The organism is Mesorhizobium sp. CA10, assembly GCF_020165285.1.
Classification (GTDB): domain Bacteria; phylum Pseudomonadota; class Alphaproteobacteria; order Rhizobiales; family Rhizobiaceae; genus Mesorhizobium.
The window spans coordinates 295,280-312,689 of the sequence record NZ_JAIUHV010000005.1; the positions used below are offsets into that span (position 1 = coordinate 295,280).

General features: G+C 62.7%; 20 protein-coding genes and 1 pseudogene. 12 read left to right on the forward strand and 9 right to left on the reverse strand.

The features are described from left to right. Positions 1-29 precede the first annotated feature (29 nt). Positions 30-794 (forward strand): SDR family oxidoreductase, encoded by a 765-nt coding sequence (locus LB535_RS13755; protein ID WP_224632571.1) that lies wholly within the window; start codon positions 30-32, stop codon positions 792-794. A gap of 154 nt (positions 795-948) precedes the next feature. Here LB535_RS13755 and LB535_RS13760 read toward each other — a convergent pair whose 3' ends face one another. Then, positions 949-1,542, reverse strand: a complete 594-nt coding sequence (locus LB535_RS13760; protein ID WP_224632572.1) for a DJ-1/PfpI family protein — start codon at positions 1,540-1,542, stop codon at positions 949-951. 109 nt (positions 1,543-1,651) lie between these two features. Beyond that, on the reverse strand, positions 1,652-2,350 hold the full coding sequence (locus LB535_RS13765) for a GntR family transcriptional regulator (RefSeq protein ID WP_224632573.1): 699 nt from the start codon (positions 2,348-2,350) through the stop codon (positions 1,652-1,654). Between the two features lie 135 nt (positions 2,351-2,485). Here LB535_RS13765 and LB535_RS13770 point away from each other — a divergent pair, with 135 nt between their 5' ends. The 3 genes from LB535_RS13770 to LB535_RS13780 are packed head-to-tail and all read left to right on the forward strand — an operon-like array spanning position 2,486 to position 6,038. Beyond that, on the forward strand, positions 2,486-3,712 hold the full coding sequence (locus LB535_RS13770; RefSeq protein WP_224632574.1) for an iron-containing alcohol dehydrogenase: 1,227 nt from the start codon (positions 2,486-2,488) through the stop codon (positions 3,710-3,712). Between the two features lie 36 nt (positions 3,713-3,748). Beyond that, on the forward strand, positions 3,749-5,212 hold the full coding sequence (locus LB535_RS13775; protein WP_411969565.1) for an NAD-dependent succinate-semialdehyde dehydrogenase: 1,464 nt from the start codon (positions 3,749-3,751) through the stop codon (positions 5,210-5,212). Between the two features lie 10 nt (positions 5,213-5,222). Next, positions 5,223-6,038 (forward strand): alpha/beta hydrolase, encoded by an 816-nt coding sequence (locus LB535_RS13780; RefSeq protein ID WP_224632576.1) that lies wholly within the window; start codon positions 5,223-5,225, stop codon positions 6,036-6,038. Positions 6,039-6,259: 221 nt separating this feature from the next. On the opposite strand, the pseudogene LB535_RS13785 reads toward LB535_RS13780, so the two are convergent. The 4 genes and pseudogenes from LB535_RS13785 to LB535_RS13800 form a co-directional block, all read right to left on the reverse strand. Then, positions 6,260-6,414, reverse strand: a pseudogene (locus LB535_RS13785) (LysR family transcriptional regulator); the annotation flags it as partial. Between the two features lie 136 nt (positions 6,415-6,550). Next, positions 6,551-7,297: a metallophosphoesterase gene (locus LB535_RS13790; RefSeq protein WP_224632577.1), complete on the reverse strand. Its 747-nt coding sequence runs from the start codon at positions 7,295-7,297 to the stop codon at positions 6,551-6,553. Beyond that, on the reverse strand, positions 7,290-8,096 hold the full coding sequence (locus LB535_RS13795) for a hypothetical protein (protein ID WP_095768838.1): 807 nt from the start codon (positions 8,094-8,096) through the stop codon (positions 7,290-7,292). Before LB535_RS13795 ends, LB535_RS13790 begins: the two co-directional genes overlap by 8 nt. Before the next feature lie 93 nt (positions 8,097-8,189). Beyond that, positions 8,190-8,351: a hypothetical protein gene (locus LB535_RS13800; protein WP_224632578.1), complete on the reverse strand. Its 162-nt coding sequence runs from the start codon at positions 8,349-8,351 to the stop codon at positions 8,190-8,192. A 367-nt stretch (positions 8,352-8,718) separates the two neighbouring features. On the opposite strand from LB535_RS13800, the gene LB535_RS13805 reads away from it, so the two are divergent. The 5 genes from LB535_RS13805 (at position 8,719) to LB535_RS13825 (ending at position 12,195) form a co-directional block, all read left to right on the forward strand. Beyond that, the gene (locus LB535_RS13805; RefSeq protein ID WP_224632579.1) at positions 8,719-9,027 is read left to right on the forward strand and encodes a DUF982 domain-containing protein; all 309 of its coding nucleotides are present in this window, start codon (positions 8,719-8,721) and stop codon (positions 9,025-9,027) included. 254 nt (positions 9,028-9,281) lie between these two features. Continuing rightward, positions 9,282-9,470 (forward strand): DUF3606 domain-containing protein, encoded by a 189-nt coding sequence (locus LB535_RS13810; protein WP_095768840.1) that lies wholly within the window; start codon positions 9,282-9,284, stop codon positions 9,468-9,470. Positions 9,471-9,696: 226 nt separating this feature from the next. Next, a complete protein-coding gene (locus tag LB535_RS13815; RefSeq protein ID WP_140844354.1) occupies positions 9,697-9,915 on the forward strand; it encodes a hypothetical protein in 219 nt (72 codons plus the stop codon). 466 nt (positions 9,916-10,381) lie between these two features. Continuing rightward, complete coding sequence (locus LB535_RS13820; protein ID WP_224629454.1) at positions 10,382-11,125, forward strand: Crp/Fnr family transcriptional regulator; 744 nt, start codon at positions 10,382-10,384, stop codon at positions 11,123-11,125. After that, positions 11,125-12,195 carry a sensor histidine kinase gene (locus LB535_RS13825; protein WP_224632580.1) on the forward strand — a complete coding sequence of 357 codons (1,071 nt, stop codon included), beginning with the start codon at positions 11,125-11,127 and terminating at the stop codon, positions 12,193-12,195. The genes LB535_RS13820 and LB535_RS13825 overlap by 1 nt, the downstream gene beginning before the upstream one ends. 60 nt (positions 12,196-12,255) lie before the next feature. On the opposite strand, the gene LB535_RS13830 is transcribed toward LB535_RS13825, so the two are convergent. Continuing rightward, a complete protein-coding gene (locus LB535_RS13830; RefSeq protein WP_224632581.1) occupies positions 12,256-13,170 on the reverse strand; it encodes a hypothetical protein in 915 nt (304 codons plus the stop codon). Positions 13,171-13,609: 439 nt separating this feature from the next. Here LB535_RS13830 and LB535_RS13835 point away from each other — a divergent pair, with 439 nt between their 5' ends. The 3 genes from LB535_RS13835 to LB535_RS13845 are packed head-to-tail and all read left to right on the forward strand — an operon-like array spanning position 13,610 to position 15,214. Next, a complete protein-coding gene (locus LB535_RS13835) occupies positions 13,610-14,338 on the forward strand; it encodes a DUF4142 domain-containing protein (RefSeq protein WP_224544398.1) in 729 nt (242 codons plus the stop codon). A 14-nt stretch (positions 14,339-14,352) separates the two neighbouring features. After that, positions 14,353-14,952, forward strand: coding sequence for a hypothetical protein (locus LB535_RS13840; protein ID WP_224632582.1), 600 nt, complete (start codon positions 14,353-14,355; stop codon positions 14,950-14,952). A gap of 49 nt (positions 14,953-15,001) precedes the next feature. After that, entirely contained in the window at positions 15,002-15,214 is a 213-nt protein-coding gene (locus LB535_RS13845; RefSeq protein WP_140696544.1) for a hypothetical protein, read from the forward strand. Between the two features lie 35 nt (positions 15,215-15,249). Here LB535_RS13845 and LB535_RS13850 read toward each other — a convergent pair whose 3' ends face one another. Beyond that, a complete protein-coding gene (locus tag LB535_RS13850; RefSeq protein ID WP_140542264.1) occupies positions 15,250-15,513 on the reverse strand; it encodes a hypothetical protein in 264 nt (87 codons plus the stop codon). Between the two features lie 937 nt (positions 15,514-16,450). Further along, on the reverse strand, positions 16,451-17,347 hold the full coding sequence (locus tag LB535_RS13855; RefSeq protein ID WP_224632583.1) for an alpha/beta fold hydrolase: 897 nt from the start codon (positions 17,345-17,347) through the stop codon (positions 16,451-16,453). Positions 17,348-17,410: the final 63 nt, after the last annotated feature.

A 17,410-nucleotide genomic window follows, 5' to 3' on the forward strand; every position in this document is an offset into this window, starting at 1 on the left:
CGATCAAGGAATTAGGAAGGAACTACCCAATGGACTTGTTCAAACTGGACGGCGACGTCGCGCTGGTCACCGGCGCCGGCAGTGGCATCGGTCAGGCGATAGCGGTCGGCCTTGCTCAGGCCGGTGCCGACGTCGCGTGCTTCGGTCACGCCTCGAAGGGAGGGCTCGAGGCGACGGCCCAAAGGATCACCGCGCTCGGCCGCAAGGCGCTTGCGATAACCGGCTCGGTGACGTCGGAAACCGATCTCGCCACCGCGGTCGAGCGTATCGAAAGGGAGCTCGGCGCGCTTACGGTTGCCGTCAACAATGCGGGTATAGGCGGCGCGCATGCAGCCGAGACATTGCCGCTGGCCACGTGGGAAGAACTTTACGGCATCAATGTCGGCGGTGTGTTCTTGTCCTGCCAGGCCGAGGCTCGAGTGATGCTGCCGCGCCGCAAGGGATCGATCATCAACGTGGCCTCCATGTCCGGCTCGATCGTCAACCGTGGTCTCCTCCAGACGCACTACAACTCGTCGAAGGCAGCGGTCATTCACATGACCAAGAGCCTGGCGATGGAGTGGTCGGACCGCGGACTGCGGCTCAACGTGCTCAGCCCCGGATACACGCTGACCCCGATGAACCGGAGGCCGGAAGTGGCCGAGCAAGTGAAGAACTTCGAGCGCGATACGCCCATGGGTCGCCTCGCGGCACCCGAGGAGATGATAGGCCCGGCGGTGTTTCTGGCCAGTCGAGCCGCGTCTTTCGTTACCGGCATCGATCTTATCGTGGATGGCGGCTTCGTGTGCTGGTAGCAGAAGCGATGCACGGCGCGCTTCGCACTTAAATCGAAGGACGTCGCGGCCTTGGCAAGGCCGCGGGAAACTCGCGGCGGTCCGACACGAACCGGGACCGCCGCTGCATTTGTGCCAGGTCGCCCGCCTTCTCAAGCGCAGCGGCCGGCAGTGGCTAGTTATGGTGGATTTCCGTGCCCAGCACCTTCAGACACTCACGAATGAAGGCGGCAAGTGCAGTCCATCCTTTGGCCGAAACCATCGTGCCGTCTACATAGGCGTCGGTGGGCGAGAGGTCGACATAGGTGCCGCCCGCAAGGGTGACCTCCGGCTCGCAGGCCGCCAGCGCACCGACCTTCTTGCCGCGCACGACACCGTCCACCGCTATCAGAATCTGCACGCCATGACAGATCGTGAAGATCGGCTTCCCGGTCTCGTGGAAGTGGCGGACCATGGCCTGAACGCGCTTGTCGGTGCGGATGTATTCCGGCCCGCGGCCGCCGGCGCAGTAGACCGCATCATACTGGTCGATCTGCCTTTCCGCCTCGGAAAACGTCTTGTTGATCAGCGCGTAGTGTCCGGGCTTCTCGGTATAGGTCTGGTCGCCCTCAAAATCGTGCAGCGAGGTCTTGATCCGGTCGCCGGCGTTCTTGTCGGGGCACACGACGTGGATGGTGTGGCCTACGGCCTCCATCGCCTGCTGATAGACGAAGATTTCGTATTCCTCGGTGAACTCTCCGGTCAGCATCAGTATTTTTTTGGCTGGCATGGTCTTCCTCTCGGTTGCGTGGCAGTGCAAGGCGCGCCTTGGGTTTTGGGCATCGGATTGTGGATGTCAGCAAAGGGCATGTTTTCACCCGCCTGGAGCGTCCGGCTGCCTATTCGAACGCAGGCAGGAGCCTGTCGCGCGAGTTCTCGATGTGCACCCGCATCGCCCTTCGCGCCGCGTTCGCATCGCCGGCTGCGAAAGCCGAGAGAATGGCTTCGTGCTCGTCGAGCGCCTCCTCGGTTACGCGCGAGTGGTACATGAGCCGGAAAATGTGAAAATGCGTGTGCTGGTGGTTCAGCGTCTCGCGGATGATCTCGTTCTGCGCGAACTCCATGATCTTGTCATGGAAGATCGCATCCTGGCGGGCGAAGTTGGAATAGCGAAGGCGCTCGTCCCTGCCGTCGCGGCGGGTCATGACCCCCGCCGCCTCTTGCAGGGCCGCCAGCCGGGCAGCGTCGAGGCTGACCGCTGCCTTGGCCGCGGCGGCAGGCTCAAGCAAAAGGCGCAACTCGTAAAGCTCGTCAAAACGTCGGCGTGTGATCTGCGGTGCGGCGCGATAGCCGATCAGATGGGTCTTGATCACCAGGCCTTCGCCTTCCAGGCGCCCGAGAGCCTCGCGGATCGGCGTATGCGAGACATCCAGTTCCCGGACGAGATTGTCCACGGTTATGCGCGACCCCGGCGCGATCTTGAGCGACATGAGTTGCTGGAAGATCGCCTCGTAGACGTCTCCCGCGAGGCTGTTTGCGCGCTGAATTCTGCCTGTCGGCCGCGCGTCGTCATCAAGCTTCACATCAGGGTTCTGCATCTTTTTGCCTCTTGACAGGAGGGACCACTAACACGATGCTCCGGCCAATTCAATCCTATATCCTATACGATTTTATAGCGGATACGCCTAAATAGGAGCGATGGATCGCCGATCCATACTGGAAGGGCTCACTCGATGACCTTGTTCGCCGCAGCGCGATTGCCGCGTGAGATCTTGTTCGGCAAAGGCCAGCGCCAGGTGCTGCCGCAGGTCGCATCCAGGCATGGCAAGCGCGCGCTCGTCTGCACCGACGAGCGCTTCGCGGCAACGGCCATATTCGGCGAGATGATGGCCGCGCTGAGCAATGCCTCGGTTGAAATCCTTGTCCATGACCGCACGCTGCCGGACGTGCCCCGGGACAGCGTCGCGGTCTGTGTTGCCGAGGCGAAGGATTTCAAACCCGACATGGTCGTTGGGATCGGTGGTGGAAGCTGCCTCGACATGGCCAAATGCGCGGCGCTGCTGATCAGTCATGGCGGCAGGCTTCAGGACTATTATGGTGAGTTCAAGGTCCCGGGCCCAGCACTGCCGCTGATTGCCGTGCCGACCACCGCCGGCACCGGCTCGGAGGTGACGCCCGTAGCCGTCATTTCCGATCCGGAGCGCCTGCTGAAGGTCGGCATTTCAAGTCCCCACCTCATCGCCGCCGTCGCGCTGTGCGACCCGGAGCTGACCGCGACCTGCCCGCCCGCGCTCACGGCAATTGCCGGCGCCGATGCCCTGACGCACGCCATCGAAGCCTTTACGGCGGCGAGACGCGGAACCGATCCGACACTGCCGCAGCAGCACGTCTTTGTGGGCAAGAGCGCTCTCACCGACCATTTCGCGCTATTGGCCGTCAAGCTTCTTGGCCGCAGCCTGGAAAGGGCCTACCGGGACGGTGCGGACGAGGATGCGCGCGCCGATGTGATGATGGGCGCCTTGGCGGCCGGCTGCGCCTTCGGCACGGCCGGGACGGCCGCCGCCCATGCCGTGCAATATCCGGTTGGCGCGCTTACCCACACGCCGCATGGATTGGGGGTGGCGACCATGCTTCCCTACGTGATGAACTACAACCTGCCCGCCGCCGCCGGCGAGTTTGCCGAGGTTGGTGCCGCGCTCGGTCTTCCCCATGCCGACATTGAACTCAAGGACAGGGCTTCCGCGACCATCGCAGAGGTCTCACGGCTTTTCGGCGCGATCGGCATCACACGGACGCTGGCCGAACTGGGTTTGCCTGCCGGCAAGATCGAGTGGACCGCCGAGCAGGCGCTTGGCATCGACCGCCTGATCAAGAACAACCCCCGCCCTTTCGACGCCGCCGCGATGCGACGGCTGGTGCAAGCGGCCTATGACGGCGATATGCCGGCCAGCCTGATGTGAAACAGGAGACACCTGATGAACGCTTCTCCAGGGCTTTTGGATGAGGAGGACGTCTCCGAATATGCCACGTTCTCACACGGGCTCTATATTGGCGGGCAATGGCGGCCCTCGTCGGACGGGCGCGTTATCGAGGTGGTCGATCCATCGACGGAATCCGTCATCGCGGCTGTTCCCGATGCTACGCTGGCTGACGCCGCCGCCGCCGTCGACGCCGCGGCCAAGGCGGCGGCTGCTTGGCGCGAAACCGCCCCACGCAAACGGTCGGAGATCCTGAGACGTTGCTTCGAACTGATGACCGAGCGGGCGGAAACGTTGGCCGTGCTGATTTCGCTGGAGAACGGCAAGGCGCTGCGCGATGCACGCGGCGAAGTCGCTTATGCGGCCGAGTTCTTTCGGTGGAACGCCGAGGAAGCGGTTCGCATCAGCGGCGAGTTCGGCCTTGCACCTTCCGGCGCAAACCGCATCGTCATCGACTACCAGCCGATAGGCATATGTGTGCTGATCACGCCATGGAATTTTCCAGCTGCCATGGCCACACGCAAGATCGCGCCGGCGCTCGCAGCCGGCTGTACCGTGATCCTGAAGCCCGCCAGCGAAACGCCGCTGACTGCCTATGCGCTTGCCGCGCTGTATGAGGACGCCGGCGTCCCGCCCGGTGTCGTGAACGTTCTCACCACGTCCAATCCGGGACCACTGACCGCTGCCATGCTGGCCGACCCGCGAGTGCGCAAACTCTCGTTCACCGGCTCCACAGGCGTTGGGCGCGTTCTTCTGGCCGAAGCCGCCAGGCACGTCATCTCCTGTTCGATGGAGCTTGGCGGCAACGCTCCCTTTGTCGTGTTCGACGACGCCGACCTGGAGGCAGCGCTCGACGGAGCGATGATTGCCAAGATGCGCAACGCCGGCGAAGCATGCACCGCCGCCAACCGGCTTTATGTCCAGGCGGGTATACATGATGCGTTCGCGGAGGGACTGCGCAAGCGCATGGCCGCCCTCAAGGTAGGCCCCGGCACGGACGTCGAGACCGAATGCGGCCCGATGATCACTCGCAAAGCCATCGAGAAAATCGACCGGCTCGTCAAAGACGCGGTTCGTCGCGGTGCAAAGGTGCTGTGCGGAGGCGCAGCCTCGGATGACAAGGGCTATTTCTACCCGCCGACGGTTCTTTGCGACGTTGCCCTGGATGCGGAGATGGCGCACGAGGAAATATTCGGTCCCGTCGCTCCAATCATGCGCTTCGACGATGAGGCCGAAGTCATCGCACGCGCCAACGACACCGAATACGGGTTGGCGGCCTACATCTACACGCGCGATCTGGCCAAGGGCATGCGCGTGGCATCAAGGATCGAGTCGGGTATGATCGCGCTGAATCGGGGCCTGATGTCCGACCCTGCGGCTCCCTTCGGCGGCGTCAAGCAGAGCGGCCTGGGACGCGAAGGCGGGCAAAAGCACGGCATCAGCGAGTTCCTGGAAGCCAAGTATATCGCCGTGACGATGTGAGGGTGCAGGCGTGACCAGGGATCCCTTTCGCATCCGCGACCACGTTGCGGAGTTCGACGATATCGTCGCCGAGATCGTTCGCCGCAGCGCGGAGACCCGGGCGAAAATCCCGATCGTCGCCGATGTCGCCTACGGACCGGACGCCGCCGAAACCGTCGATCTGTTCTTTCCCCTGGGAAAACGCGATCGCCTGCCGGTGCACATGTTCATCCACGGCGGCTACTGGCGCATGTTCTCCAAGCGCGATTATTCCTATGTCGCGGACACGGTGACGCGGGCGGGCGCGATCGCGATCATCGTCGACTATTCACTGATGCCCTCGGTGAGGATGGCCGCCATCGTCGAGCAGGTGCGCCGAGCCAAGCGTTGGGTGCTTGAGCACATCGCCGAGCATGGCGGTGATTGCGGCCGCCTGACGGTCAGCGGGCACTCCGCCGGTGCCCATCTGGCGACGATGCTGTTCAACGATGACGGCCGATCATCAAGCGTCAAGGGCGCGCTGCTGCTTGGCGGCTTGTACGAGCTGAAGCCTCTGCAGACCTCCTTCCTTGCCGCCGAGATCGCCATAACGGACGAGGAGGCCGCCAGCCTGTCGCCGCTGACACATCGCTTCGATCCCGCCGTAGAGGTCGAGATTGCTGTTGGAGCCGAGGAAACGCCGCCGTTCCACAGCCAGGCCGAGGCATTTGCGAAGCATCTGCGAAAACAAGGGCTGGCAGTCTCTCAAACCGCCCTCTCCGGTGCCAATCACATGAGCAGCGTTCGCGACCTTGGAGTGAATGGAACCGAGGCATCGGATCGTCTGGCCAAGCTCATCGCCACATAGAGCCCTATCCAGATACCGGGCCGCTGGCCTGCGAAGTGGAATGCTGCGCTCAATCCCGCTCAAGCGGCGCAGGCCGCAAGCGCGCCGGCTCCATGGGGCGGCTATGGCGACAAAAGCGTCAAACCGTAAGAGACCGTAGCCGCTCAAAAAGTTCCCCGCCTTGAAGGCTGCCGTCGCCCGAACCGTCAGATGCGCAAGCGTCTCCGGCGACCTGCCGCGCGTCAGTCGCGCGATATGGACAGCCCGGCGAGAAGCGGCGCGTGCGCGGCAAGCCTGCGGGATAAGACCTCGGTGAAGAGCCGCACGCGCTTCGTCTTGCGGGACTCCCCCTGAGAAGCCAGAGCGTTCCGTACATGTGCAGGTCGGTTGCCGGCACGCTTGGCGCGACAGAGAAACATTGTGCTCCTTCGAGCGCTTCATCCGCTCCTTGGGGACTGTCCACACCGCGGGCCCTTCCAAGGAAAGCAGCCAGTTCGACGAGGTCTAGCCCGGTCACCACGTCGCTGGCCGGCTCAGATCTCGAGCAGCGCATAGGGCCGGCCCGTCGGCTTCGCGACGTGCATGGCGACATTGTAGACTTTCGCGCCGCCGGGAGTTTGACCTTCGAAGGTGCCTCGATGCGCGTGACCGTGCACGACGGCGCTCACCTTGAACCGGTCGATCGTTTCGGCCAGCCGGGAAGAGCCGAGGAACGGGAAGATTTCAGGCGGCTCGCCAGCGACCGTTTCCGCGATCGGGGCGTAGTGAAGCACAACAAGTGTCCGCTTGGCGCGGACTTGCCGCATGGCATTTTCCAGCCGCATCGCCTCGCTGACGCTCTCGGCCACCATGGCCTTGATTGCCGGCTCACCGAAGGACCCGAGCATCCTCGAGCCGAACCCGCCAACAAAACCTTTGACGCCGACAAAGCCGACTTCCATCAGTTCTGTCGCCTGTCCGTCGAGGAGGTGAACGCCGGCCTGGCGAAGTGTCGCCGCTATCTGCTCGGCGCAACCGGATTCGTAGTCGTGGTTGCCGAGCACCGCGACCACGGGAATCGAGCAGGCCCGGAGATCCTCCGCCAAAAGCTCGGCCTCCTTCGGCTTGCCGAGATTGGTGAGGTCCCCGGTAAGCACCAGGACGTCGGCTTCGCGCGAAACCTCGCCGAACAGGTCGCGATGGGAGGTCTGGGCATCTTCCTGAACATGCAGATCGCCCACCGCGGCGACTTTGATTTTGCCGTTTCCGCTCGTTTTGCTTGCCCTGCTTTGTTCAGCCATCGTGAAATTCTCCAACGCCGCCGACACCGGCAAAGCCCCATTCCTTGACATCAATCTCATAGTCGACCTGCGACAGCAGTCGGCCGCGGCAGATCTTCATCCTCGGTGAAGGCAATTGCCGCTGCCTGGCGAGCCGGTCGAGCAGATCGTCAAGCAACCAGTCGGGAATGCGGTCGCGTTCGCTGGGATAGATCCAGCGGAAATTCAGCAACTGCATCAGCAGCACCTCCCAGTGGATGTCGAGATAAGACAGCAGCCTTTGCCAGTCGATCTGCTCATGTGCCTTGAGGATGGTATGGGCGATATCGGCACCGTCGTGCCGTCCCCTGTCCTGGATGAAGCATTTAGACCAGATAAGTTCCGTAGGTCCGATGATCCTGACCCGGCTGCCCAGCAGCTCGACCTGCCGCGCATGCTCCAGCCATTGGTCCTCGACCTGCATGGTGCCGTTGGCGGAAGCAAAGATCACGTCGAAGAAATGCGGACCTTCGAAGACCTTCCCCAGCCAGCGATCGTCCTCGATCACGACGGCGTAGCCGATATCCTTGAAATGGGCGAGGATGCGCGGACAATCGCCTGCCTTGCAGAAGATATCGAGGTCCTTGGTCTGGCGCACGACGCCGGTATAGGCACTCACCGCATATGTTCCGGCAACGAGAAAAGGAATGTCGGTGGCGGCGAGCTCGCGGATCGCGTGGGTGTAGAAAGCTTCCGCCTCCGCGCTCTTCAGCGTCGGCTCCGCCTTAGCGTCGATCACAGGCAGCGTCGCCAGCACGCCCGGCAACTCGTCATCGGCCATCGACCGTTGCTCCGAGCTCAAATCTTCATCCGGGATGTAAACAGCAACCTGACCGGCTGGTTCCGTTGCCGGCGACTGTGGGTGAGCCTCACCTCAGTCCCCTTGGTTGCGGTATAGGCGCTCGGTTGCACGATCGCTCTCGCGGCGTTCGGCCGGTCCTCGATGCCGGCGGGTCAAAAGAGCATAAACGAGCACAAACAGGAGAATAATCGGCCCGCCGATCACGACGAAGGCCCACAGATCGATACCGAGCATGGCTTTTCCTTCCCGGTTGGAGGCGGTCGGTCGTCCGGCTAACCGAGTTGGCGGCCAAATGTTCCGCCCACCGTCCCTGCGAGGCGACAGTTAAGCCGATCTCGCTTCACGGCGGCCCCCATGCTCGACGAGACGGAACGTAGCGGTCGCGTCCATGTTTACTGAAGAAGCGCGCTTTCCATGGAGAATGGGATCGCTAAAGGCCTTCCGCAGGCATTGCGGAGCCATTGAAAGCCCGGTCTGCTTATCCTCGTTGGTGACACAGGAGCGCAGACCGGGCCTGCCTCGGTGAGGGAACTAAGGCCGCCGCAGTCTGCGCCACGATCGGTCGCGCCGCCTTAACATAGGTTGTTGTCGCAAACGCCGATTGAAGGATGATGCCGTGTCCGATCACCGTTTCAGCGGCAAAGCGGCCATGCGCTATCGCAGCAAACGTTTTCGCAAACCGGTCGTGGTGCAGCCAGGTCGCATCGACCGTGACCGCGTCGTCGTGTCGGTGCTGGATGCGGCTGACGTGCTTTTGCACGATTGGCCCAAGCCTCATTTGAGGACACGGCGCCGCGCGATCCAGGCCTGCCTTGCGGTGTTGCGCAATCAGGAGCCGCCAAGGGTCGCACGCCAGGCTTTCATCGCTGCTGCCGAGGACGCCAGAATATTGCTTGGCGACCAGAGCTGAGATCAGACGCATCCCGGCGGGTCCGCCATGGGCGAGCCGAGATTTGCCCGCCCCGATCTGAGCCAGCAGCCCAGCGGGATCGTTCCAGCAAAAAGGCGGCTCCCCGCGATGGCCATGCCGTTTCTCCGATCAGGCGCTCGGTACGCCGGCGGGTGCGAGGGGGGACTTCCGAACCGCACCGAGCCGCATGTTCCGTGCAGCGGCCGACGGAACGTTTACCGGCGGACGTTGTTCTTCAACCAGGAGGAACGGTGATGGCCGACGACAAGAACAAGCGCGATTTCCGCGACCGCGACCGCGTATCGGGCGATGAGGAATATGAGGTCGCGTATTTCGCGCGGAAATTCCAGCTGACGATGCCCGAAGCTCGGGAGCTTATTCGCAAACACGGCAATGACCGCGCGACGCTTGAGCGCGAAGCCAAGGCGCTCGGTTCCCGTTAGCCCGGAATGACCTGGCGCGGATGCGTCTGGCTGAAGCCGCAGGCGAAGGGAATGCGCGCGCAAAGCCAGTGTGATTGATCGAAGCGCCAACGTCTCCAGACGTGTCGTTGCACCGTCGAAGCTTCAAAGAATTTTCCCGACTCTCTCTCATGGGTTAATGCGCGACCGCGAGACCGGGAGCATTCGTTGGCTGCAAGAGAATAAGCGCGGCTTAGGGAGGTGCGGCGTGATCAAATATCATCCTGTCCGGCTGAACGAACTCATCGAGCACTATATGGAAACGCGTTCCTCGCACCGCTCGCCGGTGTCGGTGGCCGCGGCCACGCGGGCCATCCTGACTGTCATGCCGGACTGCTCAATAGAGTCTCCTCAATTGAGCAACATGATCGCGCGGTCGGCCGTCAAGCACGGACACGCCGTCAGCTTCGACTTGATGTCGGTCTAATCCGGCGAGGATCTGTCAAGGGGCCGCAAGGCCGGCGCGTCATGTCCAACGGTGGCGCGCCGGATCGGTCGGCAGTGGGCTTGTCAAGCCCGCGATCTCGACAATACGAGAGGAACGCGGCTGCATCGTAGCCGTTGGCGGACACGCGCGGCAGCCGCTTCTCAGCGCTTGGCTCACGACGCATGGTCAATCGGCGGCTCCGGCCGTCGAGATCGGTCATGTCCATTTCGACGCGATCTTGACCTCTTGGCTGGCCGCAACGGGATCAATAGCCGTGAAACCGAGCGCGAAAATCGCGGCTGTGATATCCTGCTCAGGAAAATACGCGTCCAGGACGGTGCACGAGCATCGACGACTTTCTCGTCCATATGCGCTTCCTGCGCGCAGTCGTCCGCGGCAAACGGACGTTAACATAGGTAAGGTCGTTGCCCGATCGTTCTGTGTATCACCGACAAGAAGGATAAGGATGAGGCGGCCTCTGATCCGGAAGCTCGAGAAGTTCACGCGGCTCTCGCAGGCCGACAAGGACATGCTGCTCAGAATAGCGGCGCAACGGGTTCGACGTTTCGCCGCGCGCGAGGATATCATCCACGAGGGCGAGAAGCCCGAATTCATCAATCTGATCAGCGAGGGCTGGGCCTGCCGCTACAAGACCCTCGAAGACGGCCGCAGGCAGATCATCGCATTTTTCCTGCCTGGGGACCTGTGCGATCTGAATGTCTTCGTCCTGAAGGAAATGGACCACTCTATCGGCGCCATCACGCCGGTCGTGGTGTCGGAAATCTCGCGCACGGCCTTCGACGAAATGATGATCGGGCATCCGCGCATCACCCAGGCACTGTGGTGGGAATCGCTCGTCGCAGCGGCGATACAGCGCGAGTGGACGGTCAACCTCGGGCAGCGCGATGCACTGGAGCGCATGGCGCATTTATTATGCGAGCTGTTCATCCGGCTGGAGGCCGCGGGCTGCACGAGCAACAGCAGTTGCGAGTTCCCGTTGACGCAGACGGAACTGGGCGAGACGCTGGGCATGTCGACGGTTCATGTGAATCGCACACTGCAGGAGCTGCGCGCCTCGAACCTCATCGTGCTGAAGGACAGGACTCTGACCATTCCCAACCTTAAGGCATTGCAGGACGTCGCGCTGTTCAATCCCAATTATCTGCATCTCGATCGCGAAGGCAGGCATCTCGATGCCAATGAAGAGTGATGTCAAACGGTCCGCCCAAAGAGCCGCTTGAACGCAGCCTGGCCGAGGTTCAGGCGGCCCTGCACGAGCACGCGAGTGCCGAAGCCGGGCTGCGCGCAAGCGAGGAGAACCTGCAGGATTTCGGAGAGGCCGCCTCGGACGTGCTTTGGATTCGCAACGCCGAGACGCTGCAGTGGGAATATCTGAGCCCGGCTTTCGACGCCATTTACGGCATGAGCCGTGAAAAGGCCCTGGCTGGCGACAACTTCGCCAGCTGGATCGACCTTGTCCTGCCTGAAGACCGCGAGCATGTGCTGGCCCAGATCGAGCGCATTCGCGACGGCAAAAGCGTCACCTTCGAATACCGTATATGCCGGCCGGCCGACAATGAGATACGCTGGCTGCGCAACGCCGATTTTCCGATGCGCGATGAAGCGGGAAAGGTCGCCCAGATCGGGGGCATCGGTTACGACATCACGCATCAGAAGGAATGCGAGGAACAACACCGGGCCCGCTTCGCCGAATTGCAGCATCACGTGCGCAACACGCTGGCCGTCATCCGCTCGATCGTGCGGCGCACGATGGAGAGAAGCGAATCCCTGGACGAAGCCGCGGCCCATCTGGAAGGCCGCATCAACGCCTTCGCCCGGGTCCAGGCGGCCATCACACGCCGTCCGTCGATCGGTATCAGTCTGGCATTGATCGTGGCGGAAGAATTGCGTGCTGCGGGCGGCCGGGAAGGCGAGAACCTGACGATCGACGGTCCGCCCGTGACGCTTGCGCCCAAGGCCGCCGAGACAATAGGGCTGGCCATCCACGAGTTAGCGACCAACGCCCTGAAATACGGAGCACTGTCTAGCCGCGCAGGCCGCATCGACATCCAATGGCAGCTGGAAGAGGACCTGCTCCATTTCAAATGGATGGAGAGCGGATCCCACGATTTCAAACCCGTCGAGCGGCGCGGCTTCGGCTTGGAGGTTCTGGAGGGCACCTTGCCATACGAGCTCGGAGCGACGGTGGACTTGCGGCTGGCTCCGAGCGGGCTCAATTTCACGGCTGCCATCCCGCTTGAGGCCATCGGCGGCCAGTAGCACGACCACCGCCGTCGGCGACATGGTTGCCGCCCTCATCCGGACTAGGCGCGATGACCGTCAGCTGCTTCTCAAAAAGCGAGCCTCGTCCTCGTCCCTTTGCCGGCCGCCAAGCACTCCCGCAACGGCCGCGATGAAGGCGCCGATCACCAGCGACAAAGCGCCAACCAGAGCAGTGGTGGCGCTTGCCTTGCGGGCCTTGTCGGCGGCCGCCTTGGCTTTGTTCTTGGCATCCTCGACGCTAGCCAGGACCTCGTCCACCCGCTTCTGCGCATCGGCCTGTGGCAGGCCCGTCCGCGATGCCACCAGGCGGGCGAGATATGCCTTGTCATTCGCGCTCATTTCCCCGTTCGCAGCGCTGATTGCCAGTATGCGTGTTGCCTGCCCAGCGGCATCGGCATTGTTCTGAGGCGTGCCGGCCGGTGGTGTCGCAGCGGCTGCGTTATCGGCCGGCCGGAACAACGCGTCGACGAAATATCCAGCCAAATCACTGGCGGATGGCGACTGCGCCGACGAGGCCTGCGAAGCTGCACCGGCTGCGGCGCCGCTCAACAAGCCGGTCGTCGCCTGGGCGCCTGTGCCGACAATTCCCGAGATCGCCGTACCAAGGACGGTGGCCACCAGCAAGGTGGCAAGCGCCCAGGCCAGGAATCCGTGCGCGGTATCGCGGAAATACACCTCATCGGTATGAACGTTGACCCACTTGGTGCGAAGCCGTCCGGCAATATAGCCGCCAAGCGCGGATGACAGCCATTGCACTATGACCAGCCAGACCGCGGTCGACACGGCGAATGTCGTCAGCGAAGCGCTGCCCCAGGGCGACATCATCGTCAGACCAAGCCCGGAACCGACGAGCATGAGGACGAGCGTCAGAGTGGCCGCGGCGAAAGCGCCCGCCACGATAGGTCCCCAATTGACGGCAGACGAAGATGTTTCGATCGCGGCTTCGTCGACCGCGGAAAAGACATTGGTCATTGTCCGCTCCTACCGCGCGAAAAGCATCAAAAGGATGATGATCGGAATCGGAACGCCGAGCAGCCAGAGTAGAATACCTCGTCCCATTTCTTCCTCCTGCAAGTAATCTTCAGTGCTTGTAGGTAATTCCCGGATTCGGCTTTCGTTCCACCCGCGAGCAGAGCTCTGAGACAAAGGCCGGTTTCGCCTCGACTCCGAGCGCTTGATTGAGGCAAAGGCCTGTCCCCGTTGTATAAAAAGGGGGCCGATCCTCGTCGACGAATTCACCGGCTCCTCTCTTGCCCGCTGACCGGGCTTCGCCATGGTCGATCGATCAGAAACCCGCCCGGCCAGAGCTGGCGGATTCCATTTTGGCCTTTTGAAACGCCACAAGTCTGTCGCGGAACAAAGGCCGGGAATAGCGGTTCGGGCCCCATCAAACAGCAAGGAGCCTTCAGCCATGAGCTTGCGTATGTTGCTCGTTCCATCGACGGCCGTCGCGTTGATGCTTGCCCTTCCGGCCTTCGCGGCCGACGACGCGCAGACCTTCGTCGACAAGGCCGCCATCGGCGGGATGTTCGAAGTGGATTCCAGCAAGATCGCGCAAGACAATGCGAAGGATCAGCAGATCAAGGATTTCGCCAAGCGGATGATCACCGACCACGGCGCGGCGAACGCCAAACTGCAGAAGATCGCCGCCGAGCAGAAATTGCAGGTACCGACGGGATCCGATGCGGAGCATAAGAGCGATCTGGAACGGTTGCAGAGCACGACGGCCTCGCTGGATCAGCCTTACGTGGAGATGCAGCGCAAGGCACATGCGGACGCGGTCGGCCTGTTCGAGGCCTACGCCAAGGACGGAGACAATCCCGCGCTCAAGTCTTTCGCGGCGGAAACCCTGCCGACACTGAAAATGCATCAGGACATGATCGAGAAGATCGCCCGCGCCAGCGCGAGCATGCCGGCGGTCAAATCGGCATCGACACCCAAACCACCCGCTCCGGTTCCCGGCGCAAACAGCTTCACCGAGGCGCAGGCGAAGAAGCGCATCCAGGATGCCGGTTATGCGGACGTGTCAGCGCTCGCCAAGGACGAGCAGGGCATCTGGCGTGGCCAGGCGACGAAGGACGGCAAGGGCACCTCCGTTGCACTCGATTATCAGGGCAACGTCTTCGCCGGCCAACAATAGACAGGAGAACCGACATGCAAACGATCACCGCGCTGTTCGACGACTATGACGGCGCCGCTGACGCGGTAGGCGAGCTGGAATCCATTGGCGTCCCGTCATCCGACATCAGCATCATGGCCAACAATGCCCGCGGCTGGTATCGAAACACGCAATCGCCGGCCGCCGAGGATGCCGCCAGCGGCGCCGGTATCGGCGCGGTCGTGGGCGGCGCCGGAGGCTTGGCAACAGGTCTGGGCGCCATGGCAATACCGGGCGTCGGGCCGGTCGTCGCGGCCGGCTGGCTGGCGTCGACAGCCGCGGGCGCCGTCGCCGGAGCGATTGTGGGCGGCGCGGCCGGCGGCATTATCGGCAGCCTGACCGATGCCGGCGTGCCGGAGGAAGACGCGCATGTCTATGCCGAAGGCGTCCGCCGCGGCGGCACGCTGGTGACGGCTCGCGTCGAGGACGACCTCGCTTCGGAAGCCCGGGAAGTCCTTCACAGCTCCGCGTCGGTCAACATCGCCGACCGCCGCAGCGAATATGAAGCGGACGGGTGGGCAGCCTTCGATCCGGCTGCCGGCGATTACTCGGCTGAGGATGTCGAGCGGGAAGCGGCGCGCCGAAGGGCGACCTAACCTCGCCGTCGGCGGCCACAACAGACGCAAAGCCAGCCAGGAGTTCGACATGAGACGGGTGCTTCTGCCACTGATATTGGCTGCGGTGGTCCTGGTGCTCTGTTATTGGGCCTTCGTCTATGTCGGCACAGGCTGGCAAACAGCGCCCGTCAAACGGACGCCCGAGCAAAACCAGGGCGGGAACGCGCCGCAGGATACCTCGCCGGCCGCCGGCATCACGAAGAATCCACAGGATGCCAGCAAGATGCCGGGGGTTCAGTGACAGTTCGAGCGCGATATCCGCTCTTTCCTGGAGGCCTACTCGCGCGCGATGAATTTGTTGAAGCGGCTGATGGTACCCTCCGCGGTCATGTCCTGGTGGACGAACGCCAAATTGTCGTCGTCCAGCACTTTGAAGAAGTCTTCCCATTCGATCGGTCTCAGATCTTCGTCGCCTGCGCCGAAATCGACCCGCAGGATCGCGCCCTTCCCCGGCCCGGCGACGACGGCAGGCCTGCCCTCGCGCGCCTCGATCCAAGCTCGGATCACTTCGTGATTTGAGGTCGTCATAGCCTCGCTCATTGCGGCCTCCCGGTTGACAGTCCCCGCTATCTCAGAGGAACCCGAAGATATCCCGCTTGTTCCCCTTGCGTCCGGTTCGGGAGCCACGCGGCGATCCAGACGAAGAAGGCCCGCTGCCTGCATGCGGCAACGGGCCTTGGGCCTGATGGGACCCTGGATCGCTAGAGGGAGGGCGATCGGCTTTCGAACCGGCAGGCGACAGAAATGTTCCGGAGAAAGTTTCACGTTTCTAGCGCGTCGGGTACTGGGAAAACTTTCTTCGGCATTTTCGGTGTCGCCTCGCGCCCGCTGAAATGATGTTGCCGAACGGCAATCGGGATGAATGTTTCAGCCGGCGGAGCGGGCATGCCCTAGCTTGCGCTATCTTGGACCTTCATCCGATTCTTCCCCTGCCCCGGTCGCTTGGGAACTGTCCGATTTTAGCCGCGAGAACGCACGAACCGGCGCTTGCCTCGGTGCCGGGGCGCGAGATTTTCGGCGCCACCATCGCGGCAGAAACTCGGCAATCAGGCTTTGAATTATGCCCTTCATCCGATCGCCTCATGGAAGGTTTCGAGACGAACAACTGCCGGCCATGATTGTTCCGCATCGTCGCGATCGGAACGTCCCAGTTGACAATCAATTCGGGCGGGTTTTGCGCGTCCGCAACGCTATCGCGGCGTCGAGCTTACGCGCCAGTGCCAACATTCGAGACGGTGCATTCTCGCATCTCAGCGCCTCCAACGCGACGCTCGTCTCGCGCTCCGGCGTCGTGATCTTGGAGGGCTCCTCCTCCGATCCGAGCACTTGACGAAGCTTGCGTGTCACGGCCGCTCCCCTAACATGGGTTAATGCCTGCCCACTAACCCACTGACAGGAAAAAGGTTCCTGTCTCGCCAGTCTGCTGGACCGACGAACTTCCTCTCGGGGCAGCTGTCCCGAATATCGTCGGCGCAGCCTATTGCCTGCCGAAGCTTATCAGGAAGCTCTCCAGCGCCTCTCGGGTCTGCTCAGGCGCCTCGCGGGTCGGAAAGTGGCCGACGCCCGGCAGAAGCTCACGTTCGTAGCTTGCCGAGAAATATTCCTCCTTGCCTTCGGACGAACTCGGCAGAACGACGCGGTCGTCATCGCCATGAAGGACCAGTGTCGGCACCGAGATGACCTCCGCCTCAACCTGCTTGCGCGCGAGTTCAGCGTAGCGCGGATCGGGATCCGCCTCCCCCCAGCGCACGCGATAGGAATGCAGCGTCACGTCCGGCCAGTCCGGATTTTTGAAGGACTTCGCCACACGTTCAAACAGCGCGTCGTCAAACCAGCCTGGCGGGCTCCAGCTGCCCCACTGGAATCGCGCGAAGGAGTGGCCGTGCTGTCGCACGAACTCCTCGCCGCGCTCGGTCGCCATGAACCACTGGTACCAGAAGGCCCTCGTCTGCTCCAAAGATGGCGTCGGAAGCGAGCCGGGTTGCCATCCCAGCGAAAGCGCCGCGCAACATCTTATCCTCTGCGGAAACACCGAGGCGAGCAGGTAGGCGATGCGTGCCCCCCAGTCGTGGCCGACAACCGCGAACCGTTCGAGGCCGATGGCATCGGCAAAGTCGAGCGCGTCCTGCGCCATGGCGGCGATCTCGCCTGAGCGCATCGTTTCGCCGGAGTGGAACACAGTCCCTCCAAACCCGCGCAGCCATGGCGCGAAGGTGCGAAAGCCCGCGGCATGAAGAAATGGCGACACGTCTGCAAAAGTGGTCGCATCATCGGGCCAGCCATGAAGGAGCAGCACAGGCGCTCCGTCCTCGGATCCGCCGCTCACATAGGCGACCCGCAGCAGCGGCGTGTCGCAGAAAACAGGCTCTTCCACAGACCCTCCTCAGAGCAGCACATGGCAGTGGCCGCCACAACCCTTTGCAATCGGGTTTGTTCC